The organism is bacterium (assembly GCA_020444065.1).
Classification (GTDB): Bacteria; Sumerlaeota; Sumerlaeia; order SLMS01; family JAHLLQ01; genus JAHLLQ01.
On the sequence record JAHLLQ010000001.1, the window covers coordinates 362,430 to 380,479 of the forward strand.

Here is an 18,050-nt window from a genome sequence, read left to right on the forward strand (position 1 = left end):
AAATGAGCCAACCCTTTCTTGATGTGCAATTCATTGAGTGACGGTGCCTCCTCTTGGCATGTGATTCTTGTTCTTCACCAGAATGTGGGCTCCGAGCGGTAGTCCCGCATGGTCCGCAATGACCGGGCACTTCGCCTTGAACAGGAAGTAAAGCGGCCCGTGTTCTTCACTCAGCGTTTCGTAGTTTCCCTGCCCCTTGGCGATAATCAGGTCCGCGCTATCGAATCTCTCGCGGAACTGTGGACTGCAATCGCTGAGGATCGTTCCCGGGGCGTCCGATCCATTGTCGATGATCTCCGCCAAACGATCCAACCCGATGGCCTTCGCGTCCTCGTGTGTTGCATCGTTGATGATCGGTGCGCCGCGGACGGCAACTGTAGTCTTGCCGGGCGGAAAGTGTTCGATCAGCAAGCGATCGAAGACGATTTCTCCGGCATTATCTGCCAGGAACAGGATGTCCTTTGCGCTCTCAACAACTCGTCGGAATGCATCGATGTCTCCGACAAAGACGCCTTTCAAAGAACGCTGCACGGCGGTGCGCACGGCGCCATCCGACAACAGAGGATCGAAAGCGAGATCGATGCTGTTTCCTGCCGCTGCGAGGCGAACAGCGAACTCGAACGCATTGCCTCTGAAGGCATCCTCCCGGACTTCGTCGAGAATTCGAAGTGCCATGCGGTTCTGGCGCTCCTTCGCTTCACGATAGGGATCGTCCTGAGCGATGAGTTCTCGGAGACGACGGTGAATGCGCTGTCCAAGTTCCGGCGGCGATTGATTCAGATCCATCTCGCTGGTCCAGCGGAGGATCTCGCGAAGCATGCGCTCCTGGGTTTCAGGATCGGCGCTCACTTCTCGGGTCGCTTGCAGAGTCTGGCGAACGAAGCAGGGAATACAGTCGAGGAAAGTCTTCACGTGGCGACGTAACCTCGTTTGCCCCTGAGTTGTGCGGTTTGTTCATCCACTTCGTCCTGCCAACCGTTGCGCGTGTTTGGAATACAATCGAACTTCGCGGTGTAGGGCTTGATGTCGAGCAGGGGCGTTCTATCCAGAACATCAAGTCGATCGACGTGCAGTTTGTTTCCGTCGCGACCGAGCAATTCAACGATGCTGATTCCGATTCCGCTCGGGCGTGCCGGGGCTCGTGTTGAGAAGAGGCCGCGCTCGACGTCCTGAAGAAACGGCTTCAGGATAAGTCTCGGGGTGTCTGCGCGGTCGAAGTGGTAGATGAGGTAGATGTGTGAGAAGCCATCAAGATCGCGGAGTCCCTCGGCGAATTCTTCGGAGACTTCGACGACTCCGACGCAGCCTTTCGCGTATGCGGGCTGCACGGGAGTGGATTCCGGAGTGCTATGCTCGCTGTGAATGATCCCGATCGACTGGCAAACGTACTCGCTACAGCTCATCGATCAGAACTCCTGCGATGCGGGTCATTGGCATCCCGCACTCCGGGCACATTCGCCCAGAGTGCGGGACGCCGCGCTGGTGAAGCTCCGTGTGTCCGCAATGCGTGCACACGCAGATCGTTTCGGCAGTCCCTCCATCTCCACACTGCCGATTCCAGTAACCCCTTCGCCCGCGGCCGGGTTCCTCCTCGCCTCCTCCAAGGCGACGACGCTGCGGTTTCCCACAGCAACCCGGCATAGCGAAGCGCTCCTCCTCCAGCCTCCCCTCCTGCCATGCCTCCACGACGTCCGGCAGGTCTCCCGCGATGAACGCGATGACCTGAACCCCTGCGCTCTGAATCACCTGAAACAGAGTCCGAGAGATCGCACCGCACACCAACGTTTCGATACCCAGCCCGAGCAGTCGATTCGCTCTTTGAAGAGGCACTTCCTCCCGAAGTGCCTCCTGCGACTCGGCCACGACATCTCCAGAACTCATCTGAACGATGTGGAGCTGTCGGGCCGTGTCGAACACGGGTGCGATGCGATTCTCCCAGATGGCAAAGGCTGCCGTCGTCATGGGTGTCCCCTCCAGGGCTGGCAGCCTGGATAGCTGCAAGGATGAGACCATACAAAACGGCAGCCTGCAGCATCACGTACATGATTGTAAGTATTGATGATAGCAAACTCAGAGAGCAGACGCAGAGTAGCCAAAAGGCTACCATGGGAAAGGCCCGGAGTAGCGCGATCGCTACCGTGGTTTCGAGCGACCGTCCTTCGTCGGAAGCTCAATCCCGAGCCGCTTGATGCGCCGGAACAGCGTCGTTTTGTGGATGCCCAATTCGCGCGCGGCCGCCAGACGATTGAAGTCGTTTCGCTCCAGCGCCGCCCGGATCGCTTCCGCGTCCAGCATATCGTGCGCTGTCTGAACGTCGGGCGAATCCTGGCGCTTCGTCGATCGCGCCGTCAGGTCTTCCGGAAGGTGCTCGATGCGAATCACGCCGTCCGAACAGAGAATGAAGGCGCGTTCGATGACGTTCTCCAACTGTCGGATGTTGCCCGGCCAATCGTAAGCCATCAGGAGTGATAACGCCTCGCCATCAAGTCCTTCGATGGCCTTCTGCTGGATGCTGTTGAAGCGCTGCACGAATGCCTCGGCCAGCATCGGAATGTCTTCCTTGCGATGCCGCAGCGGCGGAAGATCGACGCTCACGACATTCACGCGGTAGAATAAGTCCTCGCGGAACGTCTCGTCGCGAACCTGCGCAGCCAGGTCGCGGTTTGTCGCCACGATGATCCGCGCGTCGGTTCGTTCGGTCTGCGTGCTGCCGAGCGGTTCGAATGTGCGTTCCTGCAAGACGCGCAGCAGTCGTACCTGAAGGGCTGGGCTGACTTCGCCGATTTCATCGAGGAAGATCGTTCCGCCGCGCGCGATCGCGAAGCGTCCCGGCTTGTCTCGCTGCGCTCCGGTGAAGGCACCGGCCTTGTAGCCAAAGAGTTCGGACTCCAGCAGCGTATCCGGCAAAGCACCACAATTGACGGCCACAAACGGGCCATTGCTCCGTGGGCCGAGTGAGTGAATCGTCCGCGCGACGACTTCCTTTCCCGTTCCGGTTTCGCCGAGAATCAGTACCGTGCTCGGGCTGGCGGCGATGGCAGGGAGAACCTCGAAGACACGCTGCATTGCGGGACTGCGGCTCGACAAGTCGCCGACATGGAAGCGGCCTTCCAATTCCTGGCGAAGCGTCTCCACTTCCGTCAGGTCGCGGAACGTCTCTGCGCCGCCGGAGATACTCCCCTTAGCATCTCGAAGAACTGCGGTTGAGATGCTGATCGGAATGCGATTCCCCTCCGCATCAATGATGTATGCCGACGCCCCCACGATTGGGCGACCATTCATCATCGTCTTCTGGAGCGCACAATCGGCTCCACAGAGACTCGAGCGGAAGACTTCGGAGCAGAACCGCCCGATTGCCTCTTCACGCGGGACACCAGTAATCGTCTCCGCCGCACGATTGAACGACGTAATCCGCCAGTTCTCGTCCACGGTAAAGACCCCGTCTGAGATGCTTTCGAGAATCGCTTCGGTCAAATCGTCCATGCAGGGCGTGCCTCCGTGCTCCAAGAATCCGGAAATGCCTCTTCCGATTCAAGTCGAATGGCGTTGCAGGTGGGAATAACAGTCGCCTATGCTCTCCGAAGTGCCAAAGGCGCGATCAGAGGAGAACCGTGATCTCAGAGGTACGAGAAGTGAGCACACGCCACTCCATCGTCGATAAGCAATTCAACAAGTTCCTCATCGCTGCGGGGATTGTGGGAGTGCTGATGGTGATAGGGTGGCCCATCATTTACTTCTCCATCGATGGCTCCGATGCCCACAAGCAACTGGAGGCGATGCTGGTCGGTCGCGAGTTCCCGGAGACTGGCATCGTGCAAGAAGTGTCTGTCTCACCGTTCGGTATCATGGGTTTCTCGAAAGGATCCGGCATGAGCACGCGTGCCGAGAGAACGCATTTTGTCGCGGTGGCGAAAGGGCCCAAGGGGAAGAAGCGCATCAAAGTCCGACTGGAACGCTACTTCGGCGAGAAGCAGTGGGACCTTGTGCGGAGCGATCCTCCGATTCCTGAGAAATGAACGGCCCGGCAGACGAATCTGCCGGGCCGATTGCTTTCCTGCTACTTCGCGGGGCGATTATTCGCCGTCGCGATCCTTGCGCGGAGGACGCGGACGACGCTGGCGACGATCGTCGCCACCGCTGCGGCTGCCGCCACCACGCGGTCCACGGTTTCCACGATCGCCACGATCGCCACGGCCTCGGTTGCCGCCCTCGTCAGAGGATGCGGCACCTTCCGGTGCTTCGATCAGAGCCTTGCGGCTCAGGCGAATGCGGCCGCGGGCCTTGTCGACGTCCAGAACCTTCACGGTGACTTCGTCGCCGACGTTCACGACGTCCTCGACCTTGTCCACGCGGTGGTGTTCCAGTTCGCTGATGTGGATCATGCCGTCCTTCTTCGGCCCAAGCTGCACGATGGCGCCCGAGTCGATTACACGGAAGACCTTGCCCGTGATGACTTCGCCCGGCTCGATTTCGCGGACGATCTCGTCGATCATCTGAATGGCCGCGTCCGAAGACTCGCCACTCGTCGCGGTCACGTAGACCGTGCCGTCGTCTTCGATATCGATGCGCGCACCAGTCTCTTCCTGGATGCCGCGAATCGTCGAGCCACCACCACCGATGATCTCGCGGATCTTCTCGGTCGGGACCTTGAGGATCGTCATGCGAGGCGTATGCGGCTTCAGCTCTTCGCGGTGCTCGCCAATGGACTCATTCATCTTGTCCAGGATGTGCAGGCGACCGGCGCGAGCCTGGTCGAGAGCGCGGGCCAGCATGTCGCTGGTCACGCCATCGATCTTGATGTCCATCTGCAGCGCCGTGATGCCCTCGGTCGTACCGCAGACCTTGAAGTCCATGTCGCCGCAGTGATCTTCGATGCCCTGGATGTCGCTGAGGATCGCCAACTCATCGTCGCTCTCGCCCGCGATCAGGCCCATCGCAATGCCGCCGACCGGACGCGAGACGGGGACGCCGGCGTCCATCAGCGCCATCGAGCTGGAGCAAACCGTTGCCATCGAGGAGGAGCCGTTGGACTCCAGAATCTCGACAACCAGGCGGATCGTGTACGGGAAGTTTTCCTTGTCGGGAAGGATGGCTTCGACGGCACGCTCGGCGAGGGCACCGTGACCGATTTCACGACGACCCGGGCCGCGCGGAGGACGAGCCTCGCCGACCGAGAACGACGGGAAGTTGTAGTGCAGGTAGAAACGCTTCCAGCCCACACCGGACATTTCGTCGACCATCTGCTGGTCATCGGTGGTGCCAAGGGTACAGACGGCAAGCGCCTGGGTCTGGCCACGCGTGAAAATCGCCGAGCCGTGAACGGACGGCAGCGTATCAATCTCGGACCAGATTGGGCGGATTTCCGTCGGCTTACGGCCGTCGGCACGAATGCCTTCGGCGAGAACGCGGCGGCGCATCGCCGTCTCGTCGATTTCGCCGAAGATAGAGGCGACTTCGCCAGCGCGCTCTGCGTAGTCCTCGCCCAATTCTTCCAGAATCTCCTCAATGGCCTGCTTGAAGCGATTGTCGCGGGCTTTCTTCTCGTGCGTCGCCTGGATTTCCTTGATGTGCGGGGCGGCTAGCTTCTCGACCTTCGCAACCAGGTCCGCATCCGCTTCGGGCTCGACGTATTCGATCTTCGGCTTACCCGTCTTATCGCGCAGGGCATCGATGCCTTCGGTGATCGTGCGGATGTTCGAGTGAGCCAACTCGAGGCCGGCAACGATGTCCGCCTCGGAGACTTCCTTCGAGCCCGCCTCGACCATATTGATGGCCTCGCGATGGCCAGCGACGATCAGGTTCATATCCAGCTTCTCGATCTGCTCGAAGCTGGGGTTCACGACGAATTCACCATCAAGACGGCCAACACGCACGCCGGCGATGGGCTTCTTGAACGGGATGTCGCTGATGTGAATGGCGGCACTGGCGGCGCACATGGCGACGAGTTCCGCGGGGTGTTCCTGGTCAAGCGCCAGGATGGTGATGAAGACCATCACCTCGTACTTGAAGCCCTTCGGGAAAAGGGGACGCAGCGTGCGGTCGATCAGGCGAGCACGCAAGCTCTCCTTATCGCCGGGGCGGCCTTCGCGCTTGAAGAAGCTGCCGGGAATACGGCCCGCGGCGTAGAACTTCTCGCGATAGTCGACCATCAGCGGAAAGAAGTCTTTGTCCGTGGGCTTGTCGCTCATGACGGCAGCGGCAAGCACAACCGTGCCACCGATCTTCGCCAGCACGGCGCCGTTGGCCTGCTTCGCGACCTTACCGGTGCTCAGTTCCAACTCGGTGCCCTCGCCAAACGGGACGTGGGCGATTGTCTCGACGAAGTTCAAACCTTCGCGTTGTTCGATCTTTGTGACGCTCATTAGCTCTTTGTCACTCCTTGATTCAATGTGCCGAATCGGAGGAGCCGGAATCCAAGCGACACGGGGCGTCTTCCTCGGAATTTACATTCGCCATCGAAGAATCTGTTCGCCGATGGAGCATGAAAATCCCGAGACCATTCCCCGGGCGATTCCCTAGCGGCTCCGATCCGGAAGTCTGTGTCGAGGGTTAGGGGTGAATGCTCCTGTCTTGAAAATAGCAAGGTGCGCCTCGGTCCCCGAAGGGAGAGGCGCACCGGTTATCCGTTCCGCTTTGCCGCTGGCGTCCATGTGCAATCCGACACCACTCCGCATGCCGCCAAAGCGTGGCGCGCGCCGTGCCGATGGACTGGCACTGTATTGCTGGGTGTGGGAGGGAATGCGGACTCCAAGGCTCTTTTACTTACGCAGTCCAAGTCGGGCAATCAGAGCGCGGTAGCGCGCGATTTCGGTGTTGCGCAGGTAGTCCAGAAGGCTCTTGCGCTTACCAACCATCTTCAGCAGGCCGCGACGGCTGTGGAAGTCCTTCTGATTGACCTTCAGATGCTCGGTCAGATTGTTGATGCGCTCGGTCAACACGGCCACCTGGACTTCCGGCGAACCCGTGTCGTTTTCCTTTACGCCATACTCTTTGATCAATTCGGCCTTACGTTCTGCGGTAATCGACATCTTTTCACTGTCTCCAAAGTGAGAATCTTGTCCATGCCCCCAGGATGCGGCCGGAGAAAGCCGACACCCGAGCAGCAGGCGACCCGGAGAGTCCTCGCACTCCCCCGCCGTGTCAAGGGTCTTGTGAACGCGTGTGCGGGGCTCTCCCAGGCTCGATGGAGCAAGGATTCGGCCACGCCCTCCGTCAGATCGCACTTGATACGCTCGCGGGGCGCTCATACATCCGTTGAAGCTCGCTCACAAGAGGCGCACTTCCATGATCAACCTGCCGACAGACGTCCCCATCCAGCACATCGATTCGCCGATCGACCAGGCCGACTTCGAGAGGTTCGAGGCGGACATCGCGGCCTTTGTTGAGGCGCGCGATTCGATCTACTGCCACATTCCGCAGAAAGGCGGGTGGCATTCCTTCCTGCCCGATCGCGAGAAACTCCTCGAATACTACCTGACGATGCAGGCGATTCAGTTCGGCCCGAAGTCGGTCTACATGGATGTCGCCAGTTGCATGAGTCTTTTCCCGAACTACGTGGCCGAGCGATTCGGTTCAACGGTCATTCGGCAGGATCTCTTCTACGAGCCCGGTCTGCAGTTTGTCGACTATCCCCGGATCGACCAATCGAGTACAAAGGACGACGTGCGCATTGCGGCGCTCGGCTCCAACGGGTCGGAGATGTCATTGGCATCGGACAGCATCGACGCCATCACTCTGCATTGCTCCTTCGAGCACTTTGAGGGGGATTCGGACAGCCGATTCATGCAGGAGGCACTGCGTATCTTGCGCCCGGGCGGGAGAATCCTGGTGATTCCTTTCTACATCGGCGGAGAACACCAGGAAATCGTTCAGCAGGATCAAGTCTCCGGCTGCCAGTTCCACCGCTACTACAGCTACCAGTCGTTTGTGGATCGCGTGCTGAGTAAGCTCGACGCCGACATTCGGATCGAGTTTCTGTACTACCCGAATCACAAGGAGATCGATCCGGCGTTCTACTGCTGCTACTCGATGTGCATCGTGAAGCAGTAGCCCGTAGCGATCAGTTCATCGACAGCTCAATCACATCGTCCGGATCGTCCATGTCGACGTACGTCGCCCGGTCGTAAACCTGGCCTGTGGTGTCGAGCGCTTCGACTTCAAAAAGATAGGGCGTGATGCTCGCAACGGCAAAGCCGACTTTGTTGGTTGATCCGGCCTCGCGCTCGGGATCTGGCGGCAATGGCTCCTTCTCGGTGCTGCATCCGTTCCCCACAATCACTTGTACCAGTCCCGGCTCGACCCGGCGGCGCTCGTACATGTGATCGTGACCGGACAGAATAAAATCCACGTCGTGCTCCCCCGTCAGAATGGGCATCAGGATACGCGCATTTCCCCTGTCGGCTCCATGAGAGATCTTGCTCGCGGAAATCGGGTGATGCATCAGCAGAACCTTCCACTTCGAGTCGCAATTCGCGAGAGAAGTTCGCAACCACTGAACCTGCTCCGGATGGCGTTCGAGCCGTTCGGAATTGATCACAAAGAAGGTCACCAGGTCGTCGCCAAATGTCTTGGCGTAGTGATCCTGACCCTGCATGTTAAAGCCTGGAAAGTCGAGGATGTCCCTCTCCATTCCGTCGCGCTGATCATGATTTCCCAAAACCATGAGGGTTTCAATGTCGCGATCTAGAACAGGCTTGAAGGGAACAAGAAACTCGTCCTGCAACACATTCTTGAAACCCTTGTCGCCTTCGAGAATATCGCCAAGAAGGAAGTAGGCATCAATCGGCTCCACGTCGTGATATTCGGCGACCTCATTCTGAACGCTGGAGTTCTCATCTTCCGCGTACGCTGTGTCGCCGGCAAATGCAATCTGGATTGAACTCTTGGCAGGCTCAACGGCTGCGTTCGGGTCTCGCAAGAATACCCACAGCAGATCGGACGAGGAAACTTCGTGGAAGGCCTCGATGAAACCATTCGCCTTCAGTTCGTCGAAGGGAACATCCTTTCGATCGTCTTCTTCAAGGACAACAACCTGCGGCAAATCCGGATCGTCCAGGTAGGCTTGATCGAAGTGTGAATAGGACTTCACAGAGTAGTCGCCGTAGACATGGAACTCCGGTTTGGCAGCATCGTCAAATGCGGCAACAACAGGTGGTACACCTTCGGTTTGCGCCAGAGAAGCCAGCCGCGCTGCGAATGCGCGTGTCGAGCTTTGCGGATCGGTGGACGGCTTCACGATCGTGTAATTCGCCAATCCGAGCAACAGTACAAAGCCCACCGATCCGTAGATCACATGAGTCAGGTGTGCCCGATGCCGCAACGACCAAACCCCAACGGCAACGGCGGCAATACCGATCCCGGCCATTGCAATCGTGTTCGGCACACGGAGGTAGAAATACACGGACCAGAAGAGGTCCTGGCGAAAGGCTGCAAGGACGGCCGCCGCGAAGAGCAGCCCGCCCGTTACAATCTCCAGTATGGAGATCGCAAACGACACGCGCGGGAAGCGTTGACCTTCGGAAACTGCTCGATCGAGCCACCATCCGACAACGAGCGCCATTCCCGGCATCAACGGCAGCATGTAGGCGTTCCGTTTTCCGTGCGCGATGCTGAGTACGATGAACGGAATCACAATCCATCCGACAATTCCGGCCATTCCGGTCGGCCATTTGCCGCGTGTGCGCCACAGGATGATTCCAGCAGGAATCAACAGGATCCCCCATGGTACGAAGATGCTCGTACACAAGTGCGTAAGGTAAAAGTAGAATGGAGCGCCGTGAGAGCCATTCAGGAAACGTTCGACCGTTTGCTCGTGGATCTGACTGAGGATGAACTCCAATCCGTTCGCGTGAATCAACATCACGAGAACCAGCGCGATGCCCGCAGCCAGAACAGCCACTCCACCGAGCAGACGAGTCTCACGCACTGGTCTCAGAGACCGTTCCGCGATCGATTCGGCGATGATGGGAGAAACGAAGATAATCAGCGCCAGGGGTCCCTTGATGAATGTCGCGGCCACCAGGGCAGCCCACATCACCAAGGCTCGGGCGAGCGGAATGACTTTCTCGCGCGATCTCGTCAGCAGGATCGCCATCGCGATCATCAAGGCCCCGGTGAACATCATGTCCAACTGGGCCTTTGGTGCGTCATCCAGGACCTGACCGGTTGTCATCAGCACAAGCGCCGCCATCAGCCCGGCCCGATAGCCAAATAACCGGCGGCCAATGACGAAGGAGAGCACAACTGCCAGAACACCAAAGAGTATCGAAGGAATTCGGAGGGTCCAGGTGGAGACCTTGCCGCCACTGAGCTTCAACATCCCCGCGAGGAACCAGAATGGCAGGGGCGATTTCTCGTCGTAGGGCTGACCGTAAATGGTCAGTTGAAACGGGCTGCGGCCCTGGCCCACTTCCTTGGCTACCTGGACATAGCGGCCTTCATCCGGCCCGCGCAGATCCCAGAGCCCAGCGGTCCCAATCCAGACTAGAGCACAGATCCCGGCCAGAAGCCCGATCGTCCTCCAATCCCGCCGTCCCCAAGCGAGCAACCTGTTTTCTTGAATCATGGGGTAACCTTGCCCATCCCAAATGACCCCGATCGTGAATGTTTTTTACGCTTAGTCGAGGCCAGGGACCGTCCTGCGGCCCCAGAGGATCAGGGAGAGCAATTACCGGGCTCAGATGACCAGCCATGCTTCGAAGACAATGTATCAGAACAGAGGCGACAGTCTTGCGCGCTCCTTCCAGATTGGCTCGCCGCCGATCATTCCCTGAACATCCTCCATGACGATGAGGGGCTTGGGGGATCTGGGGACGATGAAGGACCCGTACGGATAGACACTGCCGTCGTCCTTGGGCTGTTTTCTATCGATCCAGCCTGTCTGGTGAGTCTTCGGATCGGATGTTACAGAAACTCGGTCTGCCGATTCCTCGATGGAGGCGACCCGAATTTCTACGCAATTGAAGGACTTACCCAGGACTATGGCCAGGACCATGTAGTTCTCGAAGTCCACGACCGGGCATTCGAGCGGATTCATGTACATATTGTACTCCTCCGGCGATGGCCCACCTTTGTGTCCGAGTCGCTGGCTGCTATGCGAATATCACAACTCCTGAGAGTGTGCAGAAGGCCACAATAGTCAGGATTGCCCCAACTCGTTTCATGTCACGCATCCTCGATAGGAGGGTTGCCAAAGACCCTAGTCATTTAGCGAATCAGCCGCCCGGGTCAGTTCCTGTTCAAGCGCAGGATTGGACTCAATGGCCGCCTGCAGTTCACGCCGCGCGACTTCCAGGTGCCCCTCGCGGCGGGCGATCTCTGCGCGCAGGACGTGGGCGCGGGCGGGATCGCCGAGGCGAACGACCTCACCGATGGCTGGCTCGGCGGCCTCGTAGTCTCCGGCAGCGATCGCCAACTCGGCTCGCAGGACCCAGTAGCGCCCGTACCGCGGTCCTTCCTGCCGGCCCGCGCTATCGAGAGAATCCGCCGCCTGGTCGAGACGACCCAGGCGGATCGCCAGATAGGCATGCGCCAGGCGCCCGCGCGTTGAGGGCAAGCCTGCTTCCTCCAGCTCATGCACTCGCCTGATGATCTCGGTCGCCGCGGCTTCCATAATCGCCGGCGTCGGCGCATACTGATCGAGTCGGTCCGGATCGAATCTGTAGGAGGGCAGTTTGCAGTCTTGGGCAACTGAAGGACTTGCAATTAATCGGCTGGAGTTATCCCAGCCGACGAGGACCCACCCGATGGCCTCGAAGTCGCCGACAAGGCGCTTCTCCTGTGCTCTGCCGGAGAATGGCTCGCAATAAAAGCCAATCCCAGCATCTGCGAGTTTCTCCACCCAGCCCTCGCCGGGCGTGAGAAGGGGAACGTAAACGTCACGAATGTATTCCTCGGAATAGGCCTCCTGGCGACCATCCATGACGACTCCGAGACGCGCAACGGAGGGCTGGGAGAGAAGGACACTGGTCCAGCCGTAAGAGGCGAGCACGGCCCCTTCACTTTCCGGGACCTCATCGAGGACTTGTCCGATCCCTCGAACGTCCAGCGTTGGATCGAGCCCAAGTCCGCTTTGTCGCCAGGGCGTCACCTGTACGGATCCCCAACCGATCAAGACACACAGCAGGGCGACCAGGACCTCCGCGCGCCTCGGAACGCTCTCGGGAATCTTGGGCAATGCAGAGATGGCCTGCACCAACCCCGGCAATCCCACGATCGCAGTCGGCAAGACGGCCCGCGGGATGACCGAGGACAGCGCGATCATTCCAGCAATCAGTGCGGCTTCCCAGCGACGATCCCTGCGCCAGAGCCATACCGCCGTCGCGGCCAACGCAATCAGCATCGCGAGCGCACCCGGCATCGATTTCCAGGCAGAGAGCTGGTACTCGGCAATGCCGAAGTCCACTCCCCCGCCGATGAAGAGCTTGAAAGGGCCGAGCAGCGGCAGCACGCCCGATGGGTGAATCAAGGCGAAAGCAATGAACGGAATCGCAGCGGCGGGGAGGCAGAGCGTGATGACCTTTCGCGCTGGCAGATCTACCTGCATGGCGAGGAACGCGAGCACGCCGAGTCCAATGTACCACTCCGCGTGCAGGAATGCCCAGATCGAGAATAGCAACCCGATGCCCGCCGCGGCGAGAATGGTGCGCCGCTGGGCGAAGTCGCGACAGCGATCCGACGAGCCCATCCAAACAACTGCTCCAAGCAGAGCGGCAGAGAATAAACCGGGGCGCTCGACGAAGCGGGGGGAAACGGCTGCAGCGAGCAGAATTGTCACCACGGCTGCCAGCCAGGGCGCACTTCTGCGATTTGTGGCGCCACGGAATGCCAGCAGGAAGCCGGTCGAGTAGCCGATGGCCTTCGGGATCACGAGCCCGGCGGGGCCGGCGAGATTCCAGGCGATTGCGAACAATGGAGCCGCCAGCAGCCATGGCGACTTCCAGGGAATATCCGAATAGGCATGCAGTCGATAGAACTCTGTTTCCAGCCCTCCGGACAGCGCCTGCCGCCCCGCAGCCAGGTAGAATCCGAAATCCAGATCGTAGATATCCACGATCGTCAGAAATGCCAAACCGGCGACAAGTCCGGTGAAGGCGATCCACTTGCCAAACGTAGAATGACGAGGCACGAGTTTTTCTTCCTGGCAGGCTGCGTGTAAAAGAACCCGAGACGTCGTGCGGGTCAAGCCACCCCTGTCCACGATAGCGTGAGGATAAAACTCTTGCCCGATCGGCCCTGGGTTTCGCAGAAGGGAAGGCCCTTATGACAAAACCTCCCGGTACTCCACCCGTATAAAGGAAGAATCATGACTATTGCACCTGAACAAGAGCGGATTTTGACCCGCGAAGAACAGGCCCCCGAGAATTGCTGGAATCTCGAAGCGTTGTACGCCACACCGGAGGACTGGGATAAGGAGTTCTCCCAAATCGATGAACTTCTGAAGCCCATCCTGGCACTGCAGGGCAAGCTGACGTCCCCTGCTGCTGTGGCTGAGACTTTCAAGGCCGAGGATGCCCTGGGCCGCGCGATCGAGCGCCTTTACTCGTACGCCCACCATCGGGAAGACGAGGACACGGGCAACAGCACCAATCAGGGCCGCAGCCAACGCATCATGGCCAAGTACACCGAGGTGGCCGCCAAAACTGCATGGGTTCGCCCCGAGATTCTGACGCAGTCGCTTGAGACGCTAAAGGCCTGGCGCGAGGATGAGGCGTTGAAGCCCTATCAGCGCTCGATGGACGTCCTGGTACGCGACAAGCCGCACACCCTGTCGAATGCGGAAGAGACCCTGATCTCCACCGCCGGCGAAGTTTTCCGCAATCCGTACAATACTTTCGGCTATCTGACAAATGCGGACATGACTTTCCCGGATGTTGAGGACGAAAAGGGCAAGAAACGCCCCCTTTCCCAGGGCCGTTACATCACATTCCTGGAAAACCGCGATCGCAGCGTTCGCGAGCGCGCCTTCAAGACATTCTACGACACCTACATCGGCTTCGAGAACACCCTGGCCTCGACGCTGGCCGGTTCCGTGAAGCTGGACAACTTCAACGCGCGGGTGCGCCATTTCGACTCGGCCCTCGAGGCTGCGCTGCATCCGGACAATGTGCCCGTTTCGCTCTACGACACGCTCGTCGACTCGGTTCACGAGGCCCTGCCGAAGTTCCACAAGTACCTCGAGCTTCGGAAGCAGATTCTCGGCGTTGACGAACTAAACATGTGGGACGTGTACGTTCCGATCGTTCCGGACTTCGACATCAAGGTCGACTGGGCGGAAGCCTGCCAGTGGGTCCTCGAAGCCTGCGAGCCGCTCGGCAAGGAGTACACCGACGCCCTGAAGACGGCCTTCACGGATCGCTGGATCGACGTGTACGAGAACAAGGGCAAGCGCAGCGGCGCCTACTCGGGCGGCTGCTACGATTCCTTCCCGTATGTGCTGATGAACTACCAGGGAACGCTGGATCACGTGTTCACGCTGGCCCACGAGCTCGGACACTCGATGCACAGCCTGCTGGCCCACAAGACCCAGCCCTATCGCTACGCCGATTACACGATCTTCGTGGCGGAAATCGCCTCCACCACGAACGAGGCCCTGCTGCTGGACTACCTGCTGAAGAAGACTGACGATCCTAAGTTTAAGGCCTATCTGCTCAACCACCGCTGCGAGCAGTTCCGCGGCACCGTTTTCCGCCAGACCATGTTCGCCGAGTACGAGCGCATGATCCACGAGATGGATGCTTCCGGCACACCGTTGACGGCGGAGAACTTCAGCAAGTCGTACTACGACCTGAACGCGAAGTTCCACGGCCCGCTCATCAAGGCCGATGATCGGATCAGCCACGAGTGGTCGCGCATCCCGCACTTCTACTACAACTTCTACGTGTACAAGTACGCGACCGGATTCTGCGCCTCGCAGGTCTTCTCGCAGCGCATCCTGAACAACCCCGAGCATCGCGATATGTACCTGGACTTCCTGCGGTCCGGCGGCAGCGCCGATCCGCTCGACCAGGTCAAGAAGGGCGGCGTGGATCTGACCGATCGCAAGGTCATGACCAACGCCTTCGAGTCCTTCGGCCAGTCGGTGAAGGAACTGAGCGGATTGCTGCTGGGATAAGCGGCTGTCCCAAAAACTCTTGTCCGAAACCGGGGAGGCGCGAACCGTCTCCCCGGTTTTGTTGTCAAACGAGGACAAAAAGAGGCCGTGGCGCGGCTTGACCGGCGGCCATGGGGCTCCGCATAATCCGCACGATCCGGAGCAGGAAAGGCCTGTATGAAGAATCAGAACTTCAAGTACGTCGTTATCGCCCTGGTTGTGGCCACCCTCGGCCTTGCCGTGGTAGCGGTCATTCGCTCTCGCGGCGTAGAGCAGCCAGTCGCGCAATTGGCCTCGAACGGGAGCACCGATGATGGGTCCGACTGGCGATCCGGGATCAAGCGCCCGAGTTCATCGGGGGGCAGCCGGGGGGATTCTCGCGACGGTAACAGTGGCAGCTCGGCATCCGAAGACCGGGAGTCGGGTGGTCAAGCCTCGACGGAAGATGCGGGGAGTTCGACCGAGAAAGCACCTGGCGAAGAAAGCAAGACCGGCCCGGTAATCGGCGGCGGCTCTCCCCTGCCGGGAGGCGGAGGCGGATCCGGCACTGGCAATGGCGCTGGGATTGCTCTGGACAAGAACGGGAATCCGCTGCCCGGGCAGTATCGCCCCGACAGCAAGAACGATCCATCCACGATTCCGACCGGAGATCACAGAAACTCCGACTGGAACGATGCGAATGATCAGGGTGGTAGCGCCGAAGGCGATGTTGGTTCGGAAGACGACACGGAACCGACGCCGACGGAGACTCCGACGGATGAGCAAGCGACTCTCGGCGGGCGTGTACTGCGGGGGGAATCCGGCGTCGCCGATGCGCAGTTACAACTGACGGCGGACAACTACTGGAAGCAAGTCACGAGCGATTCGGACGGGAATTACTACTTCCCGCCGCTGAACCCGGGCGATTACACGCTGCGCCTGGTCTACCCGGCGATGCCGAATCCGCAGCGACTCATTTCGCTGGGATCGGGTGAGTCAAATACGAGCGAAGATTTCGTCATCCCGGACCTGCCGCCGATGTACGGTCAGGTCGTCAACGACATGACCGGCGAGGGTGTGAAGAGTCCCTCGGTTTCAATTTGGCAAGGACAGAAGGGCTTGGGCGAGGTCCTTGGCGACGGGGATGGGAACTTCGAGCTATTTCCGCTCGATCCCGGCAGCTATACCGCGAAAGTCATCGCCAATGGATTCCGCCCGGGCGACACGTCTTTCGAGGTTTCTGATAACGCAGACTACAACGATCACATCCAGATTCGTCTGACTCCGGCCGTGACTCTTTCCGGACGAGTCGTCGATGCGAACGGGTTCGCTGTGAGTGGCGCCCTTGTTGCTCTCTTCAGTCCCGGATCTGTCTATGGGGGAACGTACTCTTCGCAGCCTTTCAAGACAACCGGAGCCGGCGGTGATTTCCTGTTCAGTTCGCTGCCGGAGGACGGCGGCAATGTTCGCGCAGGCGCCTATCGCGAAGGATACGTCCCGGCTTACAGCGAAACGATCGATCCCGCCAGTTCCGATGGCGTTGTGGGCGATATTGTCCTGCCGACGGGCACAAAGATCACGGGCCGTGTTGTTACGGCCGATGCGACGCCGATCGATTACGTTCTTGTCGAGGTCATTGGCGGCTTCAGCAACACGGGCGGCATCTATCAGCGCTTCAACTATCAGCTTCCCTCGAATGAATCGACGGCGGACGGCGTGTTTGAACTCTCCGCGATCGAACCTGGCTCGGTCACATTGCGCTTCACGGCTACTGATTACGTTACGAAGGAAGAGCAGTACATCGTTTCCGGCCCGACGATGGATATCGGCGACGTGGAAATGGAGAGTTCCAGTGAGCCTAAGGAAGGTCGCCTGGCGGGTATGATCATCACCGATGAAGGCAAGGGTCTGCCGAGCCAGAACGTCTACATCAAGTGCCTCGATTGTTCCTCGTCTGAGGAAGCGTTGCAGAACTCCGACAGCCAGGGACGATTCAGTTTCGAGGAAGTGACGGAGGGAACGTACTCGATCGACATCAGCGGCTCGACATTCCGAGGGAACCTTTGGGTGCCGCTCAGTCAACGATACGTTGGTGCGCAGCCGGGCGGCGAAAGCGTCGTGTTACTCTACGACATGAGTCACTCCATCAAAGCCGATCTCATCGATACAAATGGCGATCCGATCCGTCGATTCCAGGTGGGAATCAATGTGCTCGACCAATCGCCGTCCACGGTCAGCGGACAGAAGAATGAGATCCGGATGCGCTACGAATCCGAGATGAGCACCTCAGAAGGCGTGATGACGTTGCCCTACCTGATCTCCGGAACGGCGAACCTGACAATCAGCGTCTCCGGTGGTGGCACCGAGGAGATCTCGAACGTCTATATCGCCCCGACGGAATCGGTGATTGACCTGGGACAGGTTGTGATTTCGCAGGGCGGGACAGTAAAGGGCTACGTCGTGGCGGAAGAAGGCGGCGGTTCGTTGCAGGGCGTCACGGTTCAGGCCCTGCCACCAGACGGATCGTCGGGCAGCCATCCGCTGAATTCGCTGTCCTTCTCCACAATCACGGGACCGACCGGAGAGTTCGAGCTATCCGGTCTGCCGGAGACGACGATCGATCTGCAGTTCCGACTGTCCGGCCGAGTAGCGACTCGCCGGCGCGGAATCCCCATCACACCGGGGGAAACGTCGGACGTTGCGGAGGTCGCGCTGCCGCTCGCTGCGATCATCGAGGGCAAAGTGACCGACTCCGTTTCGGGGAATCCGATCTCCAATGTGCTGATTAACTTCAATAATTGGTTGGTTTACAGCGACCGCGAAGGTAAGTATCGGGCCGATATGGTGCCGCCGGGGGACATCGCGATGATCGCGATTCACAACATTGCCGGCGATTCGCACGAGAAATTCGCCGCGCAGTTCATTGCTCCGGCAGGCGAAACAACGATCTACGATTTTGAGATGGTGCCCCAGGAGTAGC

The 18,050-nt window shown here is 59.3% G+C and carries 13 protein-coding genes; 4 read left to right on the forward strand and 9 right to left on the reverse strand.

Features of this window, described 5'->3' with window-relative positions:
- Positions 1 to 30: 30 nt before the first annotated feature.
- From KQI84_01395 to KQI84_01410, 4 genes are all read right to left on the reverse strand, one after another.
- A complete protein-coding gene (locus tag KQI84_01395; protein MCB2153513.1) occupies positions 31 to 912 on the reverse strand; it encodes a DUF89 family protein in 882 nt (293 codons plus the stop codon).
- A complete protein-coding gene (tsaA, locus tag KQI84_01400) occupies positions 909 to 1,403 on the reverse strand; it encodes a tRNA (N6-threonylcarbamoyladenosine(37)-N6)-methyltransferase TrmO (protein MCB2153514.1) in 495 nt (164 codons plus the stop codon). Before tsaA ends, KQI84_01395 begins: the two co-directional genes overlap by 4 nt.
- Positions 1,393 to 1,962: a hypothetical protein gene (locus KQI84_01405; GenBank protein ID MCB2153515.1), complete on the reverse strand. Its 570-nt coding sequence runs from the start codon at positions 1,960 to 1,962 to the stop codon at positions 1,393 to 1,395. The genes tsaA and KQI84_01405 overlap by 11 nt, the downstream gene beginning before the upstream one ends.
- Positions 1,963 to 2,133: 171 nt before the next feature.
- Positions 2,134 to 3,483 (reverse strand): sigma 54-interacting transcriptional regulator, encoded by a 1,350-nt coding sequence (locus KQI84_01410; GenBank protein MCB2153516.1) that lies wholly within the window; start codon positions 3,481 to 3,483, stop codon positions 2,134 to 2,136.
- A 149-nt stretch (positions 3,484 to 3,632) separates the two neighbouring features.
- On the opposite strand from KQI84_01410, the gene KQI84_01415 reads away from it, so the two are divergent.
- A complete protein-coding gene (locus tag KQI84_01415; protein ID MCB2153517.1) occupies positions 3,633 to 4,016 on the forward strand; it encodes a hypothetical protein in 384 nt (127 codons plus the stop codon).
- Between the two features lie 57 nt (positions 4,017 to 4,073).
- On the opposite strand, the gene KQI84_01420 is transcribed toward KQI84_01415, so the two are convergent.
- Positions 4,074 to 6,362 carry a polyribonucleotide nucleotidyltransferase gene (locus KQI84_01420; protein ID MCB2153518.1) on the reverse strand — a complete coding sequence of 763 codons (2,289 nt, stop codon included), beginning with the start codon at positions 6,360 to 6,362 and terminating at the stop codon, positions 4,074 to 4,076.
- A gap of 396 nt (positions 6,363 to 6,758) precedes the next feature.
- Complete coding sequence (gene rpsO, locus KQI84_01425; GenBank protein MCB2153519.1) at positions 6,759 to 7,028, reverse strand: 30S ribosomal protein S15; 270 nt, start codon at positions 7,026 to 7,028, stop codon at positions 6,759 to 6,761.
- Positions 7,029 to 7,284: 256 nt separating this feature from the next.
- Here rpsO and KQI84_01430 point away from each other — a divergent pair, with 256 nt between their 5' ends.
- Positions 7,285 to 8,049 carry a class I SAM-dependent methyltransferase gene (locus KQI84_01430; GenBank protein MCB2153520.1) on the forward strand — a complete coding sequence of 255 codons (765 nt, stop codon included), beginning with the start codon at positions 7,285 to 7,287 and terminating at the stop codon, positions 8,047 to 8,049.
- A gap of 10 nt (positions 8,050 to 8,059) precedes the next feature.
- Here KQI84_01430 and KQI84_01435 read toward each other — a convergent pair whose 3' ends face one another.
- From KQI84_01435 to KQI84_01445, 3 genes are all read right to left on the reverse strand, one after another.
- Positions 8,060 to 10,564 carry a glycosyltransferase family 39 protein gene (locus KQI84_01435; protein ID MCB2153521.1) on the reverse strand — a complete coding sequence of 835 codons (2,505 nt, stop codon included), beginning with the start codon at positions 10,562 to 10,564 and terminating at the stop codon, positions 8,060 to 8,062.
- Positions 10,565 to 10,708: 144 nt separating this feature from the next.
- Positions 10,709 to 11,035, reverse strand: coding sequence for a hypothetical protein (locus KQI84_01440; GenBank protein ID MCB2153522.1), 327 nt, complete (start codon positions 11,033 to 11,035; stop codon positions 10,709 to 10,711).
- Positions 11,036 to 11,197: 162 nt separating this feature from the next.
- Complete coding sequence (locus KQI84_01445) at positions 11,198 to 13,126, reverse strand: hypothetical protein (protein MCB2153523.1); 1,929 nt, start codon at positions 13,124 to 13,126, stop codon at positions 11,198 to 11,200.
- Between the two features lie 177 nt (positions 13,127 to 13,303).
- Here KQI84_01445 and pepF point away from each other — a divergent pair, with 177 nt between their 5' ends.
- Together pepF and KQI84_01455 are read left to right on the forward strand one after the other, a co-directional pair.
- Positions 13,304 to 15,112, forward strand: coding sequence for an oligoendopeptidase F (gene pepF / locus KQI84_01450; protein ID MCB2153524.1), 1,809 nt, complete (start codon positions 13,304 to 13,306; stop codon positions 15,110 to 15,112).
- 156 nt (positions 15,113 to 15,268) lie between these two features.
- Positions 15,269 to 18,049 carry a carboxypeptidase regulatory-like domain-containing protein gene (locus KQI84_01455; GenBank protein ID MCB2153525.1) on the forward strand — a complete coding sequence of 927 codons (2,781 nt, stop codon included), beginning with the start codon at positions 15,269 to 15,271 and terminating at the stop codon, positions 18,047 to 18,049.
- Position 18,050: the final 1 nt, after the last annotated feature.